The 25,947-nt window shown below is 33.5% G+C and carries 28 protein-coding genes; 17 read left to right on the top strand and 11 right to left on the bottom strand.

Features of this window, described 5'->3' with window-relative positions; genetic code table 11:
• The first annotated feature begins 37 nt into the window (after window positions 1-37).
• The 13 genes from BLW20_RS03625 to BLW20_RS03565 all read left to right on the top strand — a co-directional run bounded on the left by BLW20_RS03625 (window position 38) and on the right by BLW20_RS03565 (window position 13,747).
• Window positions 38-1,474 (top strand): hypothetical protein, encoded by a 1,437-nt coding sequence (locus BLW20_RS03625; protein ID WP_091096443.1) that lies wholly within the window; start codon window positions 38-40, stop codon window positions 1,472-1,474.
• 114 nt (window positions 1,475-1,588) lie between these two features.
• Entirely contained in the window at window positions 1,589-2,050 is a 462-nt protein-coding gene (locus BLW20_RS03620; RefSeq protein WP_091096441.1) for a DUF2059 domain-containing protein, read from the top strand.
• Window positions 2,051-2,170: 120 nt separating this feature from the next.
• Entirely contained in the window at window positions 2,171-3,946 is a 1,776-nt protein-coding gene (locus tag BLW20_RS03615; protein WP_091096439.1) for an AMP-dependent synthetase/ligase, read from the top strand.
• On the top strand, window positions 3,924-4,496 hold the full coding sequence (locus BLW20_RS03610) for a hypothetical protein (protein ID WP_091096437.1): 573 nt from the start codon (window positions 3,924-3,926) through the stop codon (window positions 4,494-4,496). The genes BLW20_RS03615 and BLW20_RS03610 overlap by 23 nt, the downstream gene beginning before the upstream one ends.
• Before the next feature lie 17 nt (window positions 4,497-4,513).
• Complete coding sequence (locus BLW20_RS03605; protein ID WP_143037729.1) at window positions 4,514-5,227, top strand: carboxypeptidase-like regulatory domain-containing protein; 714 nt, start codon at window positions 4,514-4,516, stop codon at window positions 5,225-5,227.
• 149 nt (window positions 5,228-5,376) lie between these two features.
• On the top strand, window positions 5,377-5,805 hold the full coding sequence (locus tag BLW20_RS03600) for a MarR family winged helix-turn-helix transcriptional regulator (RefSeq protein WP_091096432.1): 429 nt from the start codon (window positions 5,377-5,379) through the stop codon (window positions 5,803-5,805).
• A gap of 32 nt (window positions 5,806-5,837) precedes the next feature.
• The gene (locus BLW20_RS03595; RefSeq protein ID WP_091096429.1) at window positions 5,838-8,228 is read left to right on the top strand and encodes a 3-hydroxyacyl-CoA dehydrogenase/enoyl-CoA hydratase family protein; all 2,391 of its coding nucleotides are present in this window, start codon (window positions 5,838-5,840) and stop codon (window positions 8,226-8,228) included.
• A 40-nt stretch (window positions 8,229-8,268) separates the two neighbouring features.
• The gene (locus BLW20_RS03590; RefSeq protein ID WP_091096427.1) at window positions 8,269-8,607 is read left to right on the top strand and encodes a hypothetical protein; all 339 of its coding nucleotides are present in this window, start codon (window positions 8,269-8,271) and stop codon (window positions 8,605-8,607) included.
• Between the two features lie 169 nt (window positions 8,608-8,776).
• Complete coding sequence (tnpA, locus tag BLW20_RS03585; protein WP_091096425.1) at window positions 8,777-9,238, top strand: IS200/IS605 family transposase; 462 nt, start codon at window positions 8,777-8,779, stop codon at window positions 9,236-9,238.
• A gap of 124 nt (window positions 9,239-9,362) precedes the next feature.
• A complete protein-coding gene (locus BLW20_RS03580; RefSeq protein WP_091096424.1) occupies window positions 9,363-10,124 on the top strand; it encodes a YwqG family protein in 762 nt (253 codons plus the stop codon).
• Between the two features lie 139 nt (window positions 10,125-10,263).
• The gene (locus tag BLW20_RS03575; protein WP_091096422.1) at window positions 10,264-11,445 is read left to right on the top strand and encodes an acetyl-CoA C-acyltransferase; all 1,182 of its coding nucleotides are present in this window, start codon (window positions 10,264-10,266) and stop codon (window positions 11,443-11,445) included.
• Between the two features lie 102 nt (window positions 11,446-11,547).
• On the top strand, window positions 11,548-11,916 hold the full coding sequence (locus BLW20_RS03570; protein ID WP_091096421.1) for a four helix bundle protein: 369 nt from the start codon (window positions 11,548-11,550) through the stop codon (window positions 11,914-11,916).
• 31 nt (window positions 11,917-11,947) lie between these two features.
• Window positions 11,948-13,747: an acyl-CoA dehydrogenase family protein gene (locus BLW20_RS03565; protein WP_091096419.1), complete on the top strand. Its 1,800-nt coding sequence runs from the start codon at window positions 11,948-11,950 to the stop codon at window positions 13,745-13,747.
• A 25-nt stretch (window positions 13,748-13,772) separates the two neighbouring features.
• On the opposite strand, the gene BLW20_RS03560 is transcribed toward BLW20_RS03565, so the two are convergent.
• Genes BLW20_RS03560 through BLW20_RS03550 form a run of 3 tightly spaced genes read right to left on the bottom strand, consistent with a single transcriptional unit; the run spans window position 13,773 to window position 17,261 of the window.
• Window positions 13,773-14,687 carry a Ppx/GppA phosphatase family protein gene (locus tag BLW20_RS03560; protein WP_091096417.1) on the bottom strand — a complete coding sequence of 305 codons (915 nt, stop codon included), beginning with the start codon at window positions 14,685-14,687 and terminating at the stop codon, window positions 13,773-13,775.
• Window positions 14,687-16,777, bottom strand: coding sequence for a polyphosphate kinase 1 (gene ppk1 / locus BLW20_RS03555; protein WP_091096415.1), 2,091 nt, complete (start codon window positions 16,775-16,777; stop codon window positions 14,687-14,689). Before ppk1 ends, BLW20_RS03560 begins: the two co-directional genes overlap by 1 nt.
• Window positions 16,767-17,261: a SixA phosphatase family protein gene (locus BLW20_RS03550; RefSeq protein ID WP_091096493.1), complete on the bottom strand. Its 495-nt coding sequence runs from the start codon at window positions 17,259-17,261 to the stop codon at window positions 16,767-16,769. Before BLW20_RS03550 ends, ppk1 begins: the two co-directional genes overlap by 11 nt.
• A gap of 140 nt (window positions 17,262-17,401) precedes the next feature.
• Here BLW20_RS03550 and BLW20_RS03545 point away from each other — a divergent pair, with 140 nt between their 5' ends.
• The 3 genes from BLW20_RS03545 to BLW20_RS03535 are packed head-to-tail and all read left to right on the top strand — an operon-like array spanning window position 17,402 to window position 19,551.
• Window positions 17,402-17,926 (top strand): DUF4199 domain-containing protein, encoded by a 525-nt coding sequence (locus tag BLW20_RS03545; RefSeq protein WP_091096413.1) that lies wholly within the window; start codon window positions 17,402-17,404, stop codon window positions 17,924-17,926.
• Entirely contained in the window at window positions 17,926-18,744 is an 819-nt protein-coding gene (kdsA, locus tag BLW20_RS03540; RefSeq protein WP_091096411.1) for a 3-deoxy-8-phosphooctulonate synthase, read from the top strand. The genes BLW20_RS03545 and kdsA overlap by 1 nt, the downstream gene beginning before the upstream one ends.
• A gap of 3 nt (window positions 18,745-18,747) precedes the next feature.
• A complete protein-coding gene (locus tag BLW20_RS03535) occupies window positions 18,748-19,551 on the top strand; it encodes an NAD(P)H-binding protein (protein ID WP_091096408.1) in 804 nt (267 codons plus the stop codon).
• A 5-nt stretch (window positions 19,552-19,556) separates the two neighbouring features.
• On the opposite strand, the gene BLW20_RS03530 is transcribed toward BLW20_RS03535, so the two are convergent.
• Genes BLW20_RS03530 through BLW20_RS03520 form a run of 3 tightly spaced genes read right to left on the bottom strand, consistent with a single transcriptional unit; the run spans window position 19,557 to window position 21,230 of the window.
• Complete coding sequence (locus tag BLW20_RS03530) at window positions 19,557-19,916, bottom strand: MmcQ/YjbR family DNA-binding protein (RefSeq protein ID WP_091096406.1); 360 nt, start codon at window positions 19,914-19,916, stop codon at window positions 19,557-19,559.
• Complete coding sequence (locus tag BLW20_RS03525; protein WP_091096404.1) at window positions 19,913-20,635, bottom strand: DUF3307 domain-containing protein; 723 nt, start codon at window positions 20,633-20,635, stop codon at window positions 19,913-19,915. Before BLW20_RS03525 ends, BLW20_RS03530 begins: the two co-directional genes overlap by 4 nt.
• Window positions 20,616-21,230 (bottom strand): hypothetical protein, encoded by a 615-nt coding sequence (locus tag BLW20_RS03520; RefSeq protein WP_091096402.1) that lies wholly within the window; start codon window positions 21,228-21,230, stop codon window positions 20,616-20,618. The genes BLW20_RS03525 and BLW20_RS03520 overlap by 20 nt, the downstream gene beginning before the upstream one ends.
• 175 nt (window positions 21,231-21,405) lie before the next feature.
• Here BLW20_RS03520 and BLW20_RS03515 point away from each other — a divergent pair, with 175 nt between their 5' ends.
• The gene (locus BLW20_RS03515) at window positions 21,406-21,837 is read left to right on the top strand and encodes an NUDIX domain-containing protein (RefSeq protein ID WP_245725268.1); all 432 of its coding nucleotides are present in this window, start codon (window positions 21,406-21,408) and stop codon (window positions 21,835-21,837) included.
• 13 nt (window positions 21,838-21,850) lie between these two features.
• Here BLW20_RS03515 and BLW20_RS03510 read toward each other — a convergent pair whose 3' ends face one another.
• The 5 genes from BLW20_RS03510 to BLW20_RS03490 all read right to left on the bottom strand — a co-directional run bounded on the left by BLW20_RS03510 (window position 21,851) and on the right by BLW20_RS03490 (window position 25,908).
• Entirely contained in the window at window positions 21,851-22,534 is a 684-nt protein-coding gene (locus BLW20_RS03510) for a carboxylesterase family protein (RefSeq protein ID WP_091096400.1), read from the bottom strand.
• Window positions 22,535-22,560: 26 nt separating this feature from the next.
• Window positions 22,561-23,391: a 4,5-DOPA-extradiol-dioxygenase gene (ygiD, locus tag BLW20_RS03505; RefSeq protein WP_218143507.1), complete on the bottom strand. Its 831-nt coding sequence runs from the start codon at window positions 23,389-23,391 to the stop codon at window positions 22,561-22,563.
• A gap of 78 nt (window positions 23,392-23,469) precedes the next feature.
• The gene (gene pdxH, locus BLW20_RS03500) at window positions 23,470-24,114 is read right to left on the bottom strand and encodes a pyridoxamine 5'-phosphate oxidase (RefSeq protein ID WP_091096396.1); all 645 of its coding nucleotides are present in this window, start codon (window positions 24,112-24,114) and stop codon (window positions 23,470-23,472) included.
• 3 nt (window positions 24,115-24,117) lie between these two features.
• A complete protein-coding gene (locus BLW20_RS03495; RefSeq protein ID WP_091096394.1) occupies window positions 24,118-25,023 on the bottom strand; it encodes a ribonuclease Z in 906 nt (301 codons plus the stop codon).
• A gap of 141 nt (window positions 25,024-25,164) precedes the next feature.
• Window positions 25,165-25,908: a hypothetical protein gene (locus BLW20_RS03490; protein WP_091096392.1), complete on the bottom strand. Its 744-nt coding sequence runs from the start codon at window positions 25,906-25,908 to the stop codon at window positions 25,165-25,167.
• Window positions 25,909-25,947 lie beyond the last annotated feature (39 nt).

Here is a 25,947-nt window from a genome sequence, read left to right as displayed (position 1 = left end):
AAATAACCCTCTGTTTTTATTATAATCAACACAAAATATGAGAAAATCACTCGTTATATTGATGTTATTATCAACTTTAATAAGTTTTTCAAATAACTCAAAGAAAATTATTGTAGCTTTAAGCCTTAATGATTGTATAAGCTGTACTGCACCCTTAAACCAAATAAACAGTGCTTTAAACAATCCGGAAATACTTTTTGTTTTTAAAAGTGAATTAGAGCCAGATTCTTTATTAGTTAATAAACGAACAGGTATAGATAATTACAAATCAAGTAGTGTAAAATATTCAGATACGTTATTTAATGAATATGCCAATGGAATCAAATCAACCATAAATATTATAGAAAATAACAAAAAAATATATTCAGCTGATTTATATAGATTAAACGTTAATGAATTTGTAAATATATATTCAAATAAAGAAAATCCGTGTTATAGTAATTTAAAACAAGGTGCACGGCTTATACAATATGACCAATCATTATTAATATACAGCAGTCAGTTATCCCGATGGTCTTATTATGATAAAGATCACTCATTAGACATTATTGCAGATGAAGAATGGGTAAAAAGGGCATACGACATTTACTATGACAAAAATGAAGTAGAAGAAAAATATATTGAAATTATTAATTTAGCGAAACAGTACCCCGCAGTTAACCCTTCTATAGACCAAGGAAAAAAAATTAACGAAGAAGAACTCTTGTTTATGACAAGAATAAAGTTCATTGAAAAAAAACTTGGTACTGAAGAAGAGGTAATTTTGCAAAAAGTTTTCTTAGTGACTTATAGCATCGAAAAAAAATCTATTATTTCAGTTAAGTATATTAATGGACAACACCCCCTATTAAGAGAAAATAATTATTTTCCTAACAGTAGCCATTTTTATATAATTGACGACAATAATTATATTATTCCATTACGTACAGAATATGATTCAACCGAAACAGATAAATATTTGTCTGTTTTTGAAATAAATAAAAATAATCCTAATGAATTAATTTTAAAAGAAATTATCAATAATAATATCCCAAATAATTACATAAAATATAAGATTTATCGGAGTTTTCAAGATTATCTTTTTAATAAATCATTAGTTCTATTACGCTTTGGTGAATTTATATATGATTACAAAAAGGACACACGATACAAAATACCTTTTCCCGAAAATGAGTATAGTACATTAAATAATCTTGTTTCTGAGGCTCTTAAAACAGGAAAAATTTCAAGCTATTATATCCACGATATTTTTGACAAAGATGAAAGTATTCTTTTATTATATAAGGATTCTTCTAAAAATCTTAAATTAATGGAAATTGACAAAAAAACGGAAAAAGCATTGAAAGATTCTCAACTTTTATCATCAATAGAATTAGAGTCTTATACAAACAAATCAAGTTTTACTTTTAATGAAAATGGAGAAGTACAATTTTTGTATAATGATAACTGTATAATGAAAGTAGAAAAAAAATAATTGATATTTGAAAGAATAAATAAATAATTTTATAAAATAGTATGCAGGCATACTATTTTAGTATTATATTCGGTAAATTTAATAATATGGTCAATAGACCATTTAAAAATAACAATGAAAAAAATAATAGCAAGTTTCCTGTTACTCTTTTCAATTTCAACTGCTTTTGCACAAGATAGTGATACAGAAATCAAACAAATTCAAGGCTACATACAAGCCACTTCTCAAAACGAATGGTTTGATCCCATAAACAAAAACGGAACGCTGGCTAACGGTACTCTGTACGATTTGGCATATTACATTTTGCCCGATAATAAGACTTTTTCAATCATTTACACCGTTTTTGACAAATACACGCTTCAAAAAGTATTTTATTATAAAGAAAATCAATTAATTGCGTGTATCATTGAAGAAACCGATGCCAACAATGCCAACAAACTGTTACATTATGCCGATTATTTCTATAAAAATGGGGTTTTAATAAATGCTGGTGATGAGAATAAAGAATTTCCGGCAACAGAAGCTTATCTGGAAGGAATGGAAAAATTAAAAGAATTTAACGCTTTAAATAATTAAAAGTCCGTTATAAGCACATCAAGCACCCAACACCTAATTTCTAACAATATTAAAAAACATTTGCAAATTCACTAAAAAAATAATATTTTGCAGAGGCAGTCATTAAAACATTCAAAAAATATGTCACAAATAGGTAGATTATTCGATATTCCTTATTATCAGTTGCAAAATTATCCGTTAGAAAAAGCTTTTTCTACAAAATACAACGGCGTTTGGAAATCAACAAGCATACAAGAATATATAGAACAGGCAAATTACGTTTCTAAAGCGTTGCTTTCAATGGGCGTAAAAAAAGGCGATAAAATTGCCCTGATTACATCTACCAACAGAACCGAATGGAATATTATGGACATTGGTATTTTGCAAACCGGTGCCGTTACCGTACCTATTTACCCAACCATTTCAGAACACGACTATGAGTATATTATAAAACACTCTGAAAGTATTTACGTTTTTGTTTCAGACAAAAACGTTTTAGAAAAATTAGACGCGGTAAAATTCAATATTCCTAAATTACGTGGAATTTTCTCTTTTGATGAAATTCCGGGTTGTGCACACTGGTCGCAAATTATTACCGCCGGTAAAGAAGCGCTAAACGATTACGAATTGGAAGTTGCCAAAGCAAACGTTACACCCGAAGATTTAGCATCTATTATCTATACATCGGGAACTACAGGGACCCCAAAAGGTGTTTTACTAACACACGATAATATTGTAAGCAATGTAATGGGATCGCAACACCGTGTGCCTTTTGAAGCCGGTAAATATACCGCCTTAAGCTTTTTACCGTGCTGCCACATTTTTGAACGGATGATTTTATATTTGTTCCAATACATGGGTGTTTCGATTTATTTTGCAGAATCTATCGATAAAATATCCGATAACCTGCAAGAAGTAAAACCACAGGTAATGACGGTGGTTCCAAGAGTTTTAGAAAAAGTATTCGATAAAATTTATGCCAAAGGATCTGAGCTTTCAGGCGTTAAAAAAGCCTTGTTTTTCTGGGCATTACGTTTAGCAGAAGATTTTAAACCTTATAAAGTAAACGGATCTTTTTACGAATTTAAATTAAAAATCGCCCGCAAGCTGATTTTTTCTAAATGGCACGATGCCTTAGGCGGTAATTTAGAATTGTTGGTTTCAGGTTCGGCCCCCCTTTCTCCTCGATTAGCACGAATTTTCGGGGGTGCAGACATTCCGGTTATGGAAGGTTACGGTTTAACAGAAACATCACCGGTAATTGCTGTGAACGACCAACGTAATCACGGTTGGAAAATCAGTTCAGTGGGTCGTGTTTTAGATAATGTAACGGTAAAAATAGCCGAAGACGGTGAAATTCTTTGTCAGGGTCCCTCAATTTCACAGGGATACTTTAAAGATGAAGAAAAAACCAAAGAAGCTTTTATCGACGGATGGTTTCACACAGGCGATATCGGTATGGTTGATTCCGACGGATTTTTGTTTATCACCGACCGTAAAAAGGAAATGTTTAAAACAAGTGGCGGTAAATACGTTGCTCCGCAAATGATTGAAAACGCTCTGAAACAATCGCGTTTTATTGAACAGATCATGGTTGTTGGCGAAGGACAAAAAATGCCGGCAGCTTTAATTCAACCAAGTTTTGACTTTATTAAAGAATGGGCAAACCGCAACAAAGTAACCATTGGATTTACATTAGAAGAGGTGGTTAAAAACGAATTGGTAATAGAACGCATTCAAAAAGAAATCGATTTAATTAATCCGCAATTTGGTAAATGGGAACAAGTGAAAAAATTTGCCTTAACCCCTAATGTATGGTCTATTGAAACAGGCGAGCTTACACCTACCCTTAAATTAAAGCGAAAAGTTATATTAGAAAAATACAAAGATTTATATGAGGATTTGTATTCAAAATAGTAAAATCAATCTTGTTTTAACATTTGTGTTTTTAAGTTTGGGAGGTTGTAGTAGTATTAAAAAAAGCATTGATTTTAAGGATTATAAAAACATCGAACCTTTTTTAAATGATTATTTAAACCAATCATACCTTGAAGGTTATGTAGAAGATTATGCTATTTTTGATGTGATGATTGATTCTATACCAAACGATTATTTTTTAATAAGAATTTCCCCATCTTCACTTGACATTATATTAAATGACAGTAAATCTAAACAATACGATTATTTTCCACAAGCTTACAGAGAGATTAATGGAGAAACTTTTTTAATAGATTATCAGTATGAAAGACCATCAAATAAGGTTTATAATAAATTGTTAGAGATAAATAAAATTGATTCAACTTATATTTTAGTCGAACAAGGAAAAATAAGTGAAGAGGAAGGTGTAATAATTCAAAAATTTGATGATTCTATATTTGCTCAAAACTATTTAGTAAAGAGAAAATTAAATAGACTAAAGTTAATTTACGAATGGTACGGAGGTAAGGTTACATATATAAAAAGATAATATTAAACACCAACATATTGAAAGATAGTTATTTATTAAATATTCAGAATCCCTGTAACGAAAAATGGAGCACTATGCAGCCTCACGATCGGGGAAAATTCTGTATGCAATGTTCAAAAGAAGTAATTGATTTTACAAAACTTAACAATACAGAAATTATTCAGATTATTGAGCAATCAAAAAGCAGAATTTGTGGTAGAATGTCTGTATCACAATTAAATTGCCCCATAGAAATTCCATCTAAAAAAAACAGATCAAAATTACGTAAAGTACTAACAGCAATCTTTTTAATAGGATCAACAGGAAGTGCTTTTGCAACACCTTTATCATCAACAAACAGTTTGAATATTTCTAAAAACGAATCTAATTACAAAAGAATTGATATAAAAAAACAAATCAGAACAGACAGTCTCAAAAATACCTTAAAAGGACAAGTTTTAACAGAATCTGAAGAGCCTATTCCTGGTGCCTATATTTTTATAAAAGAATTTAATTTAGAATTTGAAACTGATAGTAATGGTTATTTTAAGATAATCTTACCAAAAGACCTTAAAGAAAATTATGTTACTGTTAATATAACATATCTTGGTTTTCAGAATGTTGAAACACGTATTTATAAAAATGATTGGCTCAATAAACTAAATTTTTATCTTAAAGAAAGGGAAGAATTCTTTATAGGAGAGGTAATGATACATAAAATAAGATGGTGGCAATTTTGGAAAAAAGGGTAAATAGATTTTTTTATAAATTATTTTAAACAAAAGAGATGTAAAAATAGCAAATCCATAATTTTTGATTTATCGATATAAATTTATTAAAAATAGTATGCGTGCATACTATTTTTTTATTATATTTGGGTTCATAACTTTTTAATGGTTACATGAAAAATAAAACAATCGATTCAATCATAAAAAACACCTGGCAGGCAATTGCCCGAATGTATAACGAAGAAGCCTCTAAATATGGTGCCTCAATGGCTGTGGGCTTTGCTTTGTTAAACATTGATAAAGAAGGAACACCGTCAACAGCCTTGGCTCCGCGTTTGGGTATGGAACCCACCAGTTTAACAAGAACGCTGAAAACAATGGAAGACAAAGGTTTGATCTATAAAAAGAAAAATCCAAAAGACGGTCGCGGAGTAGATATTTTTCTCACAGAATTAGGTCTTGAAAAACGAACACTTTCTAAACAAACCGTTTTAAAATTCAACGATAAACTTATGGAAACATTTACACAACAAGAGATTGGTAAATTTATCGAAATGTCAGAAACCATTCAAGAATTAATCCTTTCTAAAGACATTTATTAGAACAATATGCAACAATACAATATACATAAAATATGAAAAGAAGAATAAAAAAAGTGGCAGTTATTGGTTCCGGAATTATGGGATCGGGTATTGCGTGTCATTTTGCAAACATTGGTGCTGAAGTGTTGCTTCTGGACATTGTTCCTAATCAACTCACCGAGAGCGAACAGAAAAAAGGACTGACGTTAGAAAATAATGCTGTTCGCAACCGAATTGTCAACGATAATTTAGTTGCTGCCTTAAAATCGAACCCCTCGCCTATTTACGATAAAAAATTTGCAAACAGAATTACAACCGGGAACACGACCGATGATTTGGCAAAAATAAAAGACGTAGATTGGATAATCGAAGTGGTTGTAGAGCGTTTGGATATTAAAAAAGCTGTTTATGAGCAAATTGAAAAATACCGTAAACCCGGAACATTGATTACTTCCAATACTTCCGGAATCCCCATTCATTTGATGAGCGAAGGTCGCAGCGAAGATTTTCAAGAACATTTCTGCGGCACACATTTTTTTAATCCTGTGCGTTATTTGAAATTGTTCGAAATCATTCCGGGACCAAAAACAAAACCCGAAGTTTTGGATTTCTTAAACAATTACGGAGAACAATTTTTAGGTAAAACATCAGTTGTTGCCAAAGACACACCTGCGTTTATTGGAAACCGCATCGGAATTTACGGTATTATGAGTCTGTTTCATCTGGTTAAAGACATGGAAATGACCATTGAAGAAGTCGATAAACTGACCGGACCTGTTATTGGTCGTCCAAAATCGGCTACGTTCCGCACGGTTGATGTGGTGGGATTGGATACTTTGGTGCACGTTGCCAACGGATTGTACGAAAATTGTCCAAACGACGAAGCACATAATCTATTCCAATTGCCCGATTTCATCTCTAAAATGATGGAAAATAAATGGTTGGGCAGCAAAACCAAACAAGGGTTTTACAAAAAAGTAGATAAAGAGATTCTTTCATTAGATCTAAATACCTTAGAATATCGTCCGCAACAAAAAGCGAATTTCCAAACCTTAGAAGCAACAAAAAGCATTGATAAAGTTATTGACCGATTCAAAGTTTTAGTCAAAGGAAAAGATAAAGCAGGCGAATTCTATCGAAAATCTTTTGCCGGATTGTTTGCTTATGTTTCGAACCGTATTCCTGAAATTACCGATGATTTATACAAAATAGACGATGCCATGAAAGCTGGATTTGGCTGGGAACACGGACCATTTCAAGTTTGGGATGCCGTTGGTGTCCAAGCCGGATTGGATATGATTAAAGAAACCGGAGAACAAGCGGCTCCTTGGATTGAAGAAATGTTAGCGTCAGGCAATCAGTCGTTTTATACAGTGAAAGACGGATCGAATTATTATTACGATATTCCCTCAAAATCACAGAAAAAGATTCCCGGACAAGACACATTCATCATTCTGGACAATATCCGTAACAATAAAAAAGTTTGGGGCAATTCAGAAACCACTTTACACGATTTAGGCGATGGAATTTTGAATTTAGAATTCCATTCTAAAATGAATGCTATTGGCGGCGGCGTTATTTCAGGTATCAACAAAGCCATTGATATAGCAGAAAACGAATACGAAGGTTTGGTTATTGGAAATCAGGCAGCTAATTTTTCGGTAGGAGCTAATCTGGCGATGATTTTTATGATGGCTGTGGAACAAGAATATGATGAATTGAATTTTGCCATAAAATCATTTCAGGATACCATGATGCGGGTGCGTTATTCGGCTATTCCAGTAATTGCTGCTCCACACGGAATGACATTAGGCGGTGGTTGCGAATTAACCATGCATGCCGATAAGGCCGTAGCAGCTGCCGAAACCTATATTGGTTTAGTAGAATTTGGCGTGGGAGTGATTCCCGGAGGTGGCGGTTCAAAAGAAATGGCATTGCGTGCTTCAGATCAATTTAAGAAAAACGATGTCAAACTCAATATTTTACAAGAATATTTCATGACCGTAGGAACAGCCAAAGTAGCTACATCAGCCTACGAAGCCTACGATTTAGGTATTCTACAAAAAGGCAAAGACGTGATTGTAGTCAATAAAGACCGACAAATTGCCGAAGCCAAAAAACACGCTTTATTACTTGCCCAAGCCGGTTACACACCACCTGTACACCGCAAAGACATTCAGGTTTTAGGTAAACAGGCATTAGGGGCATTTTTAGTCGGAACTGACGGTATGCTGGCGGGAAAATACATTTCAGATCACGACCGTAAAATCGCCAACAAGTTAGCTTATGTTATGGCAGGCGGCGACTTATCTGAGCCCACATTAGTAACCGAACAATATCTGTTAGATATGGAAAGAGAAGCATTTTTAAGCTTGTGTACCGAAAAGAAAACATTAGAACGTATTCAATATATGTTAACAAAAGGGAAACCGTTGAGAAATTGATGTATAGTGTATTGTTGTATATTGTATAATGTAGGGAAGAATGGGGAAATCTAATTTTGACATACGATTAAAAAATCACTATAAACTATATGTGTTGTTAAAAGATAAAATTGTTTTTGAGTCTGAATTACAAAAAAACGGAATCAAATATTATTATGATATTGATGAACAACCATTGATTGATTCGGGAATTAGGTATTTTTTACTTGATAGTGATAGAAAAATAGTTGATAAAATATTGACTTCCAACTCTATTATAGCAACAATTGAATCATTACCGATTACGGATTATAAGGACAATAAAAAAATGATGAAAGTTTTTTTACTCTTTATTTTAGTTATCGTAGCGATAATACTAATTATAGATTTTTTGAAATAAACATTATACAGCAATACAATAAATTAAAAAATTATGAAAAGCCTCATAGAAGTAACCTGTCAATAAAACAATAAATATATTTCAATTTAGCTCCGTAGGAGCAACCTGTTAATATTAATAGAATGATTTATAAATTTTGATTTAGCTCCGTAGGAGCGACCTGATAATAATGGCAAATACATACACACAAATTTACATTCAGATTGTTTTCGCTGTAAAGGGAAGACAGAATCTGATTTCAAAAGAAAATCGGGAGGAATTGCATAAATTTATTACAGGTATTATTACCAACCGAGGTCAGAAATTATTTGCTGTTTTTGCAATGCCTGACCACATTCATATTCTTGTGAGTATGAGTCCGAATGTTTGTATTTCAGATTTGGTAAGAGATATTAAGGCAGGTTCGTCAAAATTCATAAACGACAGCAAATGGGTAAACGGAAAATTTAATTGGCAGGAAGGTTTTGGAGCATTTTCTTATTCTAAAAGCAGTGTTGATAATGTTGTAAAATACATTTTAAACCAAGAGGAACATCATAAAAAGAAAACATTTAAAGACGAATATTTAGGTTTTTTGGAAAAATTTGAAATCGAATACGATTCAAAATATTTATTTGAATGGATTGAATAAAAAAATGACATCGCTCCTATCGGGAGCTATTAACAGGTCGCTCCTACGGAGCTTCCTCAAAAAAACAAACCAATAGCTATGAACAGTTTACCTCTACGAGGTAAGAGCAAAAAATTATAATCATATGATACCAAACTTTTTAAATGAATTTAAAGACAAGTTAGAAAAATTCAAATTGGAATCTATAAAAATTAAAGCAACACCAATTAGTGAAAACGAAAATCCAACTTTTACACAAAGTAAGTTTTTGGGAAAGCCTTATTTACCAATAGGTTTTGAGTATCCGAAAGATAAAAAAGGAAATCCAATGATACTTTTGGCTCAAATCAATTTTGCAGAAACACCTCAAATTGAAAATTATCCTACTGATGGGATTTTACAGTTTTTCATTTCGTCAACAGAATGGTATGATATGGAGGATTATAAAGTCTTATTTCACGAAATTATTGAAAATGAATATCAAACCGATTTCTCTTTTTTGACCGAAAAACTCTATGAAGAAAGTCCCATTTATTGTGAACATAAATTAGCTTTTGAAAAAACCATTGAATACGGTGGATACGAAGATTTTAGATTTAATGATCAAATAGATTTTAACGGGAAAGATTATTTTGATTTTCAGGAAGAATTAACGAAAGAACAGGCTAAAGAAATGGATAGTTTTCTTGACGGAACAGGACACAAAATAGGAGGTTATGCCTATTTTACACAATCAGACCCAAGAGATTACGCAAAAAATAAAAAAAACGAAATTTTATTATTACAGATAGATACCGATGAGCAAATAATGTTTGGAGATGTTGGAGTTGGAAATTTCTTTATCAATCCCAAAAGTTTAAAGGAAAAAGATTTTAACCAAGCGTGGTTTAACTGGGATTGTTGTTAATAATTAAAGCCTCGTAGAGGCAACCTGATAATAGAAAATAAATGATAAATTAAGGTTTAGCTCCGTAGGAGCGACCTGTTAATAATAACAAAAACCAATTGTAATAATTAAAGCCTCGTAGAGGCAAACCGTTAATAAGATGAAAACAGCATACATAGTTAAAGCCTACCGAACAGCCGTCGGAAAAGCACCAAAAGGAGTTTTTAGATTTAAAAGACCCGATGAATTGGCAGCAGAAACCATTCAGTATATGATGAATGAATTGCCTGATTTTGATAAAACAAGAATTGATGACGTAATGGTCGGAAACGCAATGCCCGAAGCCGAACAAGGCTTGAATGTTGGTCGTTTAATTTCGTTGATGGGATTAAAAGTAACTGATGTTCCGGGAGTAACCGTGAACCGTTATTGTGCTTCAGGATTGGAAACTATTGCAATGGCAACAGCCAAAATTCAAAGTGGAATGGCACACTGCATCATTGCAGGCGGTGCAGAAAGTATGAGTTTTATCCCAATGGGAGGATACAAGCCGACCCCTGATTATGAAGTAGCCAAAGAGGGAAATGAAGATTATTATTGGGGAATGGGGCTTACAGCTGAAGCAGTAGCCGAAAAGTACAAAGTTTCCCGTGAAGATCAGGACGAATTTGCTTTCCATTCGCATCAAAAAGCATTAAAAGCACAGGCAGAAGGAAAATTCGACAAGCAAATTGTTCCGATTATGGTTGAGCAGACTTTTATCAACGAAAAAGGCAAAAAAGAAACCAAATCCTACACAGTTACCAAAGACGAAGGACCACGAGCAGGAACATCAATTGAAGCATTAGCAAATCTAAAACCTGTATTTGCTAACGGAGGAAGCGTAACAGCAGGAAATTCCTCGCAAATGTCAGACGGAGCAGCTTTTGTAATGGTTATGAGCGAAGAAATGGTTAAAGAATTAAACCTTGAACCAATTGCACGAATGGTAAGCTATGCAGCTGCGGGTGTTGAACCAAAAATTATGGGAATCGGTCCGGTAAAAGCCATTCCGAAAGCTATTGAACAGGCAGGATTACAGCTAAATGATATTGAATTATTTGAATTGAACGAGGCTTTTGCATCACAATCATTAGCAGTTATCCGAGAATTGGGCTTAAATCCAGATATTGTAAACGTAAACGGAGGAGCTATTGCTTTGGGACACCCTTTGGGTTGTACAGGAGCAAAATTATCGGTGCAGCTTTTTGACGAAATGAAAAGACGTGGTAATAAATACGGAATTGTTACAATGTGTGTCGGAACAGGACAAGGTGCTGCGGGAGTATATGAGTTGATTTGAGAAGAAAGAGCAAAGAATCAAGAAGAAAGAAACAAGAGCAAATAAAATCTTTTTTCTTGACTCTTGTTTCTTGATTCTAATTAACTCTAAAAGAAAAAGACTATGAGACATAATTTCAAAAATCTGAAAATTTGGATATTAGCAATGGAAGTGGCTTCAGACATTCATAAACTTTGCTCTGATTTTCCAAAAACAGAACAATATGGTTTGACAAGTCAAATGAACAGAGCAGCTGTTTCCGTTTCTTCAAACATTGCAGAAGGCTCAAACAGAGGAAATATTCATTTTAAACACTTTTTGAATATTGCTCTTGGTTCTTCTTTTGAACTTCAAACCCAACTTCTAATAGCAAAACAGAATAATTATATATCAGAAATTAAAACAAACGAAATAGAAAATAAAATTGTAGAACTACAAAAGATGATTTTGGGATTTATCAACAGGTTAGACCAACAAGGTCTTTCTTCTTGACTCTTTCATCTTTTCTCTAAAAATCAAAATTATGGAAAACAACATAACAAGAGGCGGTCAATTTATCGTTAAAGAAATCCAAGCAGAAAACATCTTCACACCAGAGGATTTTACAGAAGAACAAAAAATGATGCGTGATTCGGTACAAGAATTCGTTGATCGGGAATTATGGCCAAACAAAGAACGCTTCGAGAAAAAAGACTATGCTTTTACCGAAGAATCAATGAAAAAGGCAGGAGAACTCGGCTTTTTAAGTGTTGCTGTGCCCGAATCTTACGGTGGTTTAGGTATGGGCTTTGCTTCTACTGTGCTTACCTGTGATTACATTTCAGGCGCATCGGGATCATTCTCAACAGCTTTCGGAGCACACACAGGAATTGGAACGATGCCTATCACTTTATATGGAACGGAAGAGCAGAAACAAAAATACGTTCCAAAATTGGCTTCGGGCGAATGGTTTGGGTCTTACTGTTTAACAGAACCGGGAGCTGGTTCGGATGCTAATTCCGGAAAAACCAAAGCTGAACTGACCGAAGATGGCAAACATTACAAAATTAACGGACAAAAAATGTGGATTTCCAATGCTGGTTTTTGTCACTTAATGATTGTTTTTGCCCGAATTGAAGACGATAAAAACATTACCGGATTTATTGTAGAATACGATCCAAATAACACAAACGGAATTACCTTAGGTGAAGAAGAACACAAATTGGGAATCCGTGCAAGTTCGACAAGACAGGTATTTTTTAACGATACGCTTGTTCCTGTCGAAAATATGTTGGCAGGACGTGGCGAAGGTTTCAAAATCGCAATGAATGCCTTAAACATCGGTCGTATTAAATTAGCCGCAGCTTGTTTAGATTCTCAACGACGAATTGTTTCTAAAGCAGTAGAATATGCCAACGAGCGCATTCAATTCAAAACTCCGATTGCTAATTTTGGAGCCATCCGCAAAAAAATTGCCGATATGGCAACCAGTACTTATGCAGGAGAATCGGCTACTTACAGAGCGGCAGGCGATATTGAAAACCGTATAAAAATGAGATTAGAAAACGGTAATTCGCATCAGGAAGCCGAATTAAAGGGTGTAGAAGAATTTGCCATTGAATGTTCTGTTTTAAAAGTTGCGGTGTCAGAAGATGCACAAATTTGTGCCGATGAGGGTATTCAGATTTTTGGTGGAATGGGCTTTTCAGAAGATACGCCTATGGAAAGTGCCTGGAGAGATGCCCGAATTACCCGTATTTATGAAGGAACGAACGAAATCAATCGATTACTTTCTGTGGGAATGCTTATAAAGAAAGCAATGAAAGGTCATGTTGATCTTTTAGGTCCGGCAATGGCTGTGGGTGAGGAATTAATGGGTATTCCCGATTTTACAACACCAGATTATGATGAATTATTCGCAGAAGAAAAAGCAATTTTGGCAAAACTTAAAAAAGCCTTTTTAATGGTAGCCGGTTCGGCAGTTCAAAAATACGGTACCGAATTAGAAGAAAACCAACAGTTATTATTGGCGGCGGCTGATATTTTAATTGAGATTTACATGGCAGAATCTACCATTTTAAGAACGGAAAAATTAGCTCATTCTAAAGGAAAAGAAACAGTGAAAGAACAAATAGCCATGGCACAATTGTATCTGTATAACGCCGTTGAAACCATTGCCCAGAAAGGAAAAGAAGGAATTATTTCTTTTGCTGAAGGCGATGAGCAACGCATGATGCTGATGGGCTTACGCAGATTTACCAAATATGAAAACTATCCTAATGTAATTGAATTAAGAGAAATCATTGCTTCTAAGGTGATTGCCGAGAACGGGTATTGTTTTTAACATAAATAAAAATCCTTTAACATTGTTAAAGGATTTTATTTACATTAATTTTTGTGTTTTTGTAATACATTGCTTTCACAATTCCGTCTGATAGTCCAATTTTTGGTACGTAGATATATTTTGCGTTACTCCATTTCATTGCGTTGACATATATTTTTATTGCAGGAATAATAACATCGGCTCGGTCTGTGTTTAGACCTAATGTTGATATACGCTCTTCATAAGATAATGAATTAAGGTATTTAAAACGCTGCATCAAATAGCTTTGTGTTAGTGGCTTATCATTGGGTTTACCTGACATTTTAAATATTTTATTAATATTTCCGCCTGAACCAATAATTTCCAAACCTTCTAAATCGTGCGTGTGGGTTTTAATCCATTTTTCAATTTCGATCCAAACACTTTCGGTTACCATATTGTTCAACAATCTTACGGTTCCGTTTTTAAAAGATTTTGATACGATTTGTTTTCCGTTAGAAAAAACAGTGAATTCCGTACTTCCGCCACCAACATCAACATATAGATAATGTCCGTCTTTTTTTATAAAAGATTCTAAATCTGAATTTGCTATAATGGCGGCTTCTGTTTTACCTTCAATAATATCAATTTTCACTCCGGTTTTAGAAACTATTTCATTTACCAATTCATTGCCGTTATATGCCTCGCGCATTGCCGATGTGGCACAAGCTGCATATTTTTCAACCTTATAAACATCCATTAACAACTTAAAAGCCTTCATTGCTTTTATCATTCGGTCTGAATTTTCTTCAGAAATTTCTCCAACGGTAAAAGCGTCTTGCCCTAAACGTATGGGCACGCGTATTAAATGACTTTTGTTAAATTGTGTGGGCTTATTTTCCTCTTCAATAACATTTGATATCAGCAAACGCATGGCGTTTGAACCAATATCAATGGCTGCGTATTTTTTTATCTTTATCATTAATCTAAAACAACATCAATTTTATTCCGGTAGTAATTGTAAAGTTCGTCTTGTGCCTTAAAACGCTCTTCTCCCAAGCGTCGGTAACGGTTTTCTAAGCGTTCAGAATGCAAACGAACCTTCACATTTCCTTTCCAATATATTTTAAAAGTATCTATTAATTCGGTTTTTATATCGTTGTCATATACCGGACAACTTACTTCTACCCTTTCGTCTATATTTCGGGTCATAAAATCGGCAGATGAAATATAAACTCTTGCGTCTTCATCTGTTCCAAAAATATAAATGCGCGAATGTTCCAATAAATTATCTACAATACTGATTGCTTCTATATTGTCACTTAATCCAGGTATTCCGGGTATTAAACAGCAAATACCACGAACAATCAATTGTATTTTAACTCCGGCACGGCTTGCGTCATACAGCTTATCAATCATTTTATAATCTGATAAACTGTTCATTTTCAAACGTATCATTGCCGGCTTATTGTCTAAAGCTTTTTCTATTTGCTCATCAATTAGCTTTGTAAATTTTAAGCGGGTATAATGTGGCGAGACAATTAAATCTTTGTATCGGTAAATTTTATAGTTTACTTCAAAAAATTCAAACACCTTATTTACTTCTTTCATGATACGTGCATCGGCAGTTAAAAGCGTAACATCGGTGTAAACAGCTGAAGTGCTTTCATTAAAATTGCCTGTTGAAATGAAACCATAACGCTTGATTTTTTTGCTTTCTAAACGTTCAACAACACAAATCTTACTATGTACTTTTAATCCTTTTACGCCAAAAATCAACTTGATACCTTCTGCCTGCATAATTTCGGCATAATTAATATTGCTTGTTTCATCAAAGCGTGCCTGCAATTCAATTTGCACCGTAACTTTCTTGCCATTTTTTGCCGCATTGATCAACGATGAAATAATCTGTGAATTTTTTGCTAAACGGTACAATGTAATTTTTATGCTTGTTACTTTAGGATCTAAAGCGGCTTCACGCAAAAATTTCACGATATAATTGAACGATTGAAAAGGCGTGTGGATTAAAAAATCTTTGTTTTTGATTTGCTGAAGCAAGCTGCCTTGCAAGGTCAATCCACTTACTGGTAATGGTTGAATTTTTTCGGTGATTAAGTCGTTTCTTCCTAAATTAGGGAAACTCATATAATCACGGCGGTTGTGGTATCGTCCTCCCGGGATAATACTGTCAACCGCTTCAATATCCATTTTATCAAGGAAAAAATCCAATGTATCTTTGTCTATCGTACTGTCGTAAACAAACCGAACCACCTCGCCCACTCTGCGGTCGCGTACTGAATTTGATATTTTCTCAAGGAACGATTTGTGTAAATCTGAATCAAAATCCAACTCTGCATCACGGGTGATTTTAATCATGTGTGCCGAAATACTTTCAAATTCAAAAATAGAAAAGATGTTATCCAAATTAATTCTGATCACATCATCAAGCATAATAATGTATTGTTTACCGTCTTTTTTTGGAAGTTCAACAAAACGGTTTATTTGTGCAGGAATTTCTATTAAAGCGTATCGGGTACGTTTTTTTATTGATTTGTGCGAATCTTCACCCGATTTTTTCACCAATTTAACTGCCAGATATCCATAAGAATCACGAATAATGGGAAATTCATCTAAATCATTCAGGATAATGGTTACCAAATCAGGACTTACTTTATGTGTAAAAAAATCACGGATAAATTCAATTTGATCGGTATCAACCTGATTTTCATCAACAATAAAAATACCTTCGTTTTCCAACTCGGTTTCTATTTCATTTAAAATTTCAAGACTTTTTGTCTGTAATTTAATCACAATTTCGGTAATATCCTGCAATAATGTTTTTGCATTAACGTTATTAATCAGTTTTTTTCCGTGATTTTTTGATATAGAAATTCTACGTACGGTGGCATATCTTACCCTAAAAAATTCATCAAGATTGTTTGAAAAAATTCCTAAAAACCGCAAACGGTCTAAAAGTGGAACTGTACGGTCGGCAGCTTCCTGTAAAACACGCTCGTTAAAAGCCAGCCAGCTTTTTTCGCGGTCAATATATTTTGGTTGGTTAATCTGCATTTACTAAATCTTTTGGAAACAGTGTTGTAACGGTTTTTCCATTGCTAATATTGTTCCAGTTTTCCTGGGGAAATTCAATGATCACCACGCCGGATGTTGGAACATTTTCAATGAATTTGTTTCCAAATTTATTAACAAAATCTGTAATTGCATTATTATGTCCAAAAATAATCAGGCTTGGAACAGAATCATTACAATTCTTTATTGTTTTGGTTAAAATAGCCTCGTCAAATGTATATAAATCGTCGTTTAAAATGGTTAATTCTTGTGGAATGTTTAGCACTTCATTAAAGATTTTCGCCGTATCGCGCGCACGTTTTGCCGTACTTGACCATACCAAAAACCGTTCTGGAAGTTTTGTTTGAATTTGTTCAAAAATAAGATTAGAATTTTTAATTCCTTTATTGTTTAATGGTCTTCCGTGATCTTTTACGGGCATACCCCAAGACGATTTTCCGTGTCGAATTAATATTAACTTTTTCATATTCATCTATTTTAGCAATTGTTTTAAAAAAAGCGCTTATTTTTTACTAAATATAAAAAAAATCATTAAGTAATTTTTATGATTAAGCATTTTTTTTGTGCTAAAAGTTTGATTATTTTTGTTAAAACTTTTAAAGTACAATGAACAAAATAGGTATCGAACTTAAATGGGCAGGCATTATTACTGCTTTTACATGCTTATGGGCTGCCTTAAAACAGGCTTTAGGTTATCATAAAGATTTCAGCAATATTTTAATACCTGCAATTTATTACGTTATTTTAACTTTTTTGTGGGCAATTGCTTTTGTTGATAAAAAAAAATCTTTAGGTAAAGGCGCCGTATGGGAATTTAAAAGTGCTTTTAAGTTTGGACTGATATTAACCGGTTTACTAACCATTTTAAGTCCTATTGCACAATATATTATTTACGAGAATATTTCTCCGGATTATTTTAATAATATGATCGAATATCAAATGGCAAAAGGCAGACAAACACGCGAAAGTTTAGAATTGATACACAATATAAACTTTGCTATTCGCCAAGGTGTGATGAACAGCCTGTCTTTAGGAGTAATATATGCGGCATTATATGCCTGGGTTTTTAAAACAAAATCAAATCCTAATACAACAAATATAGTTGTGAATAACACTAAAAAAAGAAAATAATGAACTTACAAAACATACCCAATATTAAAAACCTTGACAGCAACAATTTTTTTGTACTGGCAGGACCGTGTGCCGTTGAAGGAGAAGAAATGGCTTTTAAAATTGCCGAAAAATTAGTTACTATTACCGATCATTTAAAAATACCATTGGTTTTTAAAGGGTCTTTTAAAAAAGCTAATCGTTCACGAATTGATTCATTTACCGGAATTGGAGATGAAAAAGCACTGAAAATCCTTGAAAAAGTTTCTAAAGAATTTAATGTACCAACCGTTACCGATATACACGAAAGCAGCGATGCCGAAATGGCTGCCGCTTATGTTGATGTCTTACAGATTCCTGCATTTTTAGTCCGCCAGACCGATTTGGTTGTAGCAGCTGCGAAAACAGGCAAAACAGTGAACCTGAAAAAAGGACAATTTATGAGTCCTGAAAGTATGAAACACGCCGTACAAAAGGTTTTAGACTGTAACAATGAAAACATTATGTTAACCGATCGGGGTACAATGTTTGGTTATCAGGATATGATTGTTGATTACCGTGGTATTCCAACAATGCAGCAATATGCCACAACGGTTTTAGACATTACCCACTCTTTACAACAACCCAATCAAACAAGTGGCGTAACCGGTGGAAGACCCGATTTAATTGGAACAATTGCCAAAGCCGGAATAGCTGTAGGAGCAGATGGAATTTTTATTGAAACACATTTTGATCCTAAAAATGCCAAAAGCGATGGAGCCAATATGTTGCATTTAGATTATTTTGAACCATTAATGAAAAAACTGGTTGCCATTCGTCAAACAATCAATCAGTTTTAAATTATGAAAAAAATCAGCATACTCGGTGCCGGATGGTTGGGCAGCCCGTTAGCTTTACAGCTTAAAGCCAACGGACATCAGGTTAAAGTTTCGACCACAACAACAGAAAAACTTTTGTTTTTTAAAGAAAATAATATTGATGCTTTTCTAATAACCATTGGTGATACCGCCAATAATGGTTTAGACCAACTACTTGCCGAAACCGATTTGCTGATTATTACTGTTCCACCCGGAAGAACACAAAATATCGAAGAAAATTATGTCGATAAAATAAAATATGTTCTTCCATTTATTAAAAAACACCAAATTAAAGAAGTTATTTTTACCAGCTCTACTACGGTTTATCTTTCGCTGAGAGGTATAGTAGATGAAAATACACCGATTGTCCCGGTTTCTGAAATGGATCGACAAATTGTAACCATTGAACAATTGCTTTTAAACAACCTAAATTTTAATGCTTCCATTCTTCGTTTGGGCGGATTGATTGGTGAAGACCGTCACCCTGTGCGATTTATAGTAAAGAAAGACCTTGTTGAAGACGCAAATAATCCTGTAAACATGGTACATAGAAATGATATTATCCGTTTTATGGAGCGCATGCTAACAAGCAATATTCCCAATGAAATTTTTAATATAGTTGCCCCCATAGAACACAATCGCAGAGATTTTTATACTCGAGAAGCCAACAAATTAAATTTATCTCCACTACCCAATTTTATTGACAACCCTAATGCGGATATGCGAAAAGTAAGTGGTAAAAAAATTACAGATCGCTATGGTTTAGAGTATTTGTATTTATTGGATTGATTTTTCTATTGTATAGTTTCTAACAAAGCTCTGTCTTTTTTTGTTAACCCCTTAACAACTAAATCATAAGACTTTACGACCATTTCTTTGATTTGGTTTTCAGAAATGTCACTATTAAAATAAACACTGTTCCAATGTTTTTTACTCATGTGGTATCCTGGTTTTATGCCATTGTATTGAGCCCGCAATTCTTCCGCTTCCTCAGGATCACATTTTAAATTGCAATAATCAAACGCTTCAATATCAACCAGACAGAACATTTTGTTCATGACGTAAAATACCAATGTGCTTTCATCAAAGGGGAATTTTTCGGTTACACCTTTAAACGACAAGCAGTAATTGCGAAAGTCTTCTATATTATTCATAACAGATTTTTTATAACATGATTGAAAATTAGACCTACAACGATAGCACTACCAAAACTTAAGAAAGTTCCAATTAAAACATATTCTGTTAAATGACGTTCTTTAGCATTGTTTAAATCTCCAAATCTGAAAATTGATTTTGCGGCGAGTAGAAAACCAATGCCTTCCCAGAAATTTGCCACTACGAAGCCAAAAATAAATAATCGTTCTAAAATTCCAATATATTTTCCTGCGTTGAATAATACTTTTTGATCCGTATCATTTAATGGGGTAATCTTTTTATGGTTTTGATAGGGCGACAACAAAATCCTGATGAAAACTGCCGTTACCTGAGTTACCAAAACTATTGCTATTAAAATCAGCCAGAATTCGGGTTGATTTATAAAATCGAATGAAATTCTTAAAGTAGAAAAAACGATTAAAACAGTAGTAATGGTTAAAATATGCAGTAGTTGATCAACTAAAAATAAGACTGGAATTTTAATCTTTTTTGTCAGTTTTAATTTTAACCAATCAAATAAAGCGTGAAACAAAACCACAAATATAATTGCCCACCACATGTTGTCATTGAATAAGAACACACACAGCAAGAATGCATGAATAGCAATGTGAGCTAAAAAATATACTGGCTTTTTTTTGTTTTGAACCATTTTTCTGGTCTGAAAAACAAAATCTCCTAAAAAATGCGCCGTTAAAAATTTAAGAAGAAGTAGCCACATACTGTTTCATTATTTGGTTGTAAAAATTTATAAGTTGTTCAATTTCATCATAACCGCCCCTTTTTAGTGCCTCGCTAATAGTACCTTGTTTTTTATTGAGCATTTGAGCAATTTTGGTTTGATTCAACTTAGGATTTCTTAATTTGATGAACAGAACTTCAGCAGATTTTTCTGTCCATTTATCCATCACCAACAAAGCTAAATCAATAACTACCCTAAAAGTGTCGTTCAGCAATTTATCTTCGGTAAGTAAAATTAAATTTTTCTTTTCTAACGCATCAAATCCTTCGCCCGAAAGCTCAAAAGCAGTTCCATTACCTTCTGTAACTTTAGTTCCAACAAAAGTTTCTTTGCCAATGCCAATACTTAATCTAACATCAATTTCTTTGAAATGTTTAATCCACGCTTTTAGTAAAATAGCATGTAACAAAGCTTCCTGACACGATGTTTTTAACTGAAAACCGTCTCCCCGGTAAATTTCCCAATCAGCGGGTGGATTTCCGAACAACATCAATCCTTTTTTTAAGTGATTCAGCCATTTTTCAGGTGCTAATGAACGAGAATGGACAACATCGCCTGTTATTATTGCAATCATTTTTTTAGTAAATATATTTATTTTTAGGTTTAGAAACAATAATTTTATCTGCTTTTTATCAGATAATTAAAAATATCTGTTTAAAACCCTATAATTATAAATATCGTTTAATTCACCGATATTATTTTTTGAAATCAAGCAATGAACAATTCAACAAATGTTTTAATTTTGAACAATGGAAATTCAAAATTTAAAAGGATTTAATGTCCGTGTCTATGCGTTGTGCATTTTAAACAATAAACTTTTAACATTAAAAGAACCATTTGCCGGAAAAATGGTAACAAAACTACCCGGCGGTGGATTGGAATTTGGAGAAGGTACCGCTGAATGTTTGAAACGCGAATTTAAAGAAGAACTCAATTTACAAATTGAAGTGGGTGACGCTTTCTATATTCAGGAACATTTTGTAAAATCATTGGCAAAAGATAACAAACAACTTTTAATGTTGTATTTCTACGCAACTATTTTGGATAGTGACAATTTACAAATTTTAGATACGAATATTCAGGAGGTTAGCTGGATAGCAATTGACGGAGAAAATCCTTTTTCTTTACCTGTTGACCAATTGGTTTTTAAAAAGTTGCAGTATAAATTGTTCAAAAAATAAAAAAAGATTATTATTACAAATTATTTTCTTTTGTATGCTGTAATAACCAATCATACAATTCTTTATGGCGGTATAAATCTTCTACACTGCCATGATTTCCGCCTTTAACAATCTCAAATTCAACCGGTGCCTGATTGTTGCATTTCTTTATGGCATTGACAATTTTTTTTGATTCAGAAAGTGGAACAATGAAATCTTTATCACCATGAATTACTTTTATGGGAACTTGAGCTAAATTACAAGCATCGTTTACATCGCCACCACCACAAATCGATACGGCAGCTGCTATTCTGTCAGGATATTGCCCAACATATTTCATGGTTCCGTAAGATCCTAAACTCATACCAGTAACATAAATTCGAGATTCATCAATACTGTGATTTTTAATCATATAACTGACAATTTCATCAATTTTATCAGCATTCCAGGGTCCTGAAGGTAATTGCGGAGCTACCAGATAAGCAGGTATATTCAATCCTTTTTCAATTCCTTTTAAAGCGCCATAGCGTTTCACACGATTAATATCGGTACCGGACAAACTTTTGCCGTGAAGAAAGACAATCAAGGGCATTTTTTCAGTAAGTTCATTGGGCTCATTCAGCCAAAAATCATACGCTGTCTGGTTTAAAACCGTTTTAGGTTGTGCAAAAATATTCGAGCTTAAAACGATAAAAAGAATAGTTATAATAGATTTCATCTGCAATTTTTGACAAATATACCATTTTATCCAAAACGGAAGGAGGTCATGCTTAATGAACCGCCAACGTATTCATCATTAAAAATTTCCACATCATCTTTGTCGTCCATTAAAGCCAGTGAGTAAAGCATTGGGTAATAATGATCCGGTGTGGGAATTGCCAGTTTTGCCGCCTCGCCCATACTGTGATAAGCAATCAATGATTGATGCTCTTTAGAAATAATTTTCTTTTTAAGGGTTTCGTTTAAAGATTGTGCCCAATCATAACCAAAGCCCGGAGTTGACATATTGTTCCAATCGATCATGCGAAGGTTGTGAATCATATTTCCACTGCCAATAATTAAAACACCTCGTTTTCTTAGTGAATACAACTCTTTTGCCAGATTGTAATGATAAGAAGCCGGCTGGTAATAATCGATACTTAATTGTAAAACAGGCACGTTGGCATCGGGAAACATGTGCCGAACAACCGTCCAGGTACCGTGATCTAATCCCCAATCATGGTCTAAACCAACATTTGTAGAAGTAATTAATTTTGTCGTTTCCTCAGCTAAAAACGGACTTCCAGGCGCCGGGTATTGAACATCGAATAATTCTTGTGGAAAGCCGCCAAAATCATGAATGGTTTTAGGCTCGCTCATTGCCGTAATAAGTGTGCCACGCGACAACCAGTGAGCTGAAACAACTAAAACTGCACAGGGTAAATCTATAGATTTTCCAATTTCCTGCCACTTTTTTGAGAATATATTTTGCTCAATTCCGTTCATTGGAGAACCGTGACCGATAAAAAATACAGGTTGTAATTTTTCACGTGTCTTGAATTGATCTGTATATTTTTTTAATTCGTTCATAACCATTATATTGATATACAAATTTCGTAATTTTAACTATCAATATGCTTAATTTAGGTTAAGAACCTTTTTGAATTAGTATAGTTATGGTGCTAATCGTTCAATAATCCAGTTGCCTGAAGGAGTAAGCGTGTATCTGATGCGATCGTGCAAACGGTTAGGACGACCTTGCCAGAATTCGATAGAAACGGGTTTTACCAAGACACCACCCCAGTTTTCTGGTTTAGCAACATCTGCATTTTCAAATTGTTTTTCTAAATCTTTTAATTTGCTGTCTAAAAATTCGCGGTTGGGAATGACCTGACTTTGTGGTGATACTACAGTTCCCAACTGACTGCCTTTGGGGCGTGAATGAAAATACCCTTCAGAATAAGCTGGTGTTTGTTTTTCGGCGATGCCCTTTATAATAACCTGCCGTTCAAGGGATGGCCAGAAAAAAGACAAACATACTTGTGGATTTTGTAACAACGCTTTTCCTTTTTCAGAATCATAATTGGTTACAAAAGTAAATCCGTATTCATCGTATTTTTTTAACAACACCACACGCGATTTTGGAAACCCGTCTAAACCAATCGTTGAAATTGTCATAGCGTTCACCTCTTCTACTCCACCAAATTCTTCAGTTTCGTAAAACCATTTTTGAAACTGCATCATCGGATTTTCATCGATCATCGATTCTAACAATTCACTTTTTTCGTATGATTTTCTATAATTACTTAAATCGCTCATTTCTTAAAATTTAAATACTTTACCGTCATCTGCTAAAAGAACCGGCTGAAAAACCGTCTCGGCTTCTTTTTTAAACAATTCAATTTCCGGATACCTTGTGGAATAATGCCCTAAAATCAGATTTTTAACATGGGCTTTTTTTGCAATTTCGGCAGCTTGCATCGCGGTCGAATGACCTGTGGGAATGCATTTTTCAATATCTCGTTCTAAAAAAGTGCTTTCGTGGTACAATACGTCCACTTCTTTGATCAACGGAATAATCTCTTCGTTATAAACAGTATCCGAACAAAAAGCGTACGACTGTATAGGTTGTGGATCAAATGTTACCGTTTCGTTTTTAATGATTGTACCGTCTTCACGTTGTAAGTCACTGCCTTGCTTTAATTTATTAAAATAACAAACTTCTATATTTTGTTCTTGTGCAGCATCGATATTTATCCGTCGTAAACCTGGTTTTTCTTTAAATAAAAATCCATTGGCGTACACCCTGTGCTTTAACGGAATGGTGTGTACTTCTACTTTATCATCTTCAAAAATCAATTCTGATTCCGTAGATTCCAGTTCATGAAAAAACAGGTTGTATTTCGTGTACGACTTGCTTAATTTTATTTGTAGAAGTATGATTTCTTTGATGCCTTTGGGACCGTAAATATGAAGGTCATTCGGGCGGTTTAATAAAGAAAAAGTAGATATTAAACCAATTAATCCAAAGAAGTGGTCGCCATGTAAATGTGAAATAAATATCTGGTTGATTCTTGAAAACTTGATTTTGTGTTTGCGCAACTGCACCTGGGTTCCTTCACCACAATCAATGAGATACATTTGGTTATTTATCTCTAAAACCTGCGAGGTGGGGTTGGTAATGGTGCGGGGTGTTGCAGAATAGCAACCTAAAATATTAAGTTTCATTTACATTAAACTAATAGTCTTGGGTGAAAGACCAATTTATTTGCTAAATTACAAAAAAGCCAATAAAAATTGACTTTTGCGGTTTACAAGGCACAAACTTTGAACTAAATGTTATTTTGTAAAGCTTTGTTGTGTAGCGTATTATTTTGTTATTTTGATTTCCTTAAATATTCCTCTGTCAGAAAAATCACTACTTTTTATTTTGTTTTTTGACGTAAGAAAATAAGTTGATACTTCAATTATATCTTTATTTCGAGGATTTAAAGTTATTTGGTTAATCACAATTTTAGTGATTTCTCCAGCTTCATTTTCACTAAGATAAACCTCTCCTTTTTTTAGTTTCAGTTCATCTAAATGTTTATTATCAACATATTTTTCTTCTTTAAGATTGAAGAAATATATACTGTCTTTTGTTTCGACAAATTTTTCAAAAACAAAATCACCTCTTAAACCTCTATTCCTTTCAGATATTCCACGATATTGATATACAATGTTTTTTATATTAATTCCTTTAAATTGAAAATTATCAATTTTCATTGGAGAAAATATAGGTTCTGTTTTATAATATTCTTCAGAACAAGAATTATAACATTCATGTTTAATTCCTTCTATCTTTGATTTGTTAGGAATTTCTGAAAGATTATAAAAAGGTAAAGCATTATTTAAGTCAATTTTAAAAGTTTCAGTTGAGTCTAAAATAATAAAGCCATTAGCATTAGAATCTCGTCCTCCCCAAGCATCATACTTGTATAAAATTTTAGATGTTCCTTCAATTTTTTGAGCATATACTTCAGAAATATCCCATTCTCCAAATTTATCAAAACCACAGCTGTATAGGGTTAAGATTATAGTAGAAGAAGTTATTATTTTTTTACTAATATTCATTTGTTGGTATGTGTTTAGAAAATATTGAACATAACAATC

Source organism: Paenimyroides marinum (assembly GCF_900108395.1).
GTDB lineage: Bacteria > Bacteroidota > Bacteroidia > Flavobacteriales > Flavobacteriaceae > Flavobacterium > Flavobacterium marinum.
This window is presented reverse-complemented; position numbering and strand designations above follow the sequence as displayed.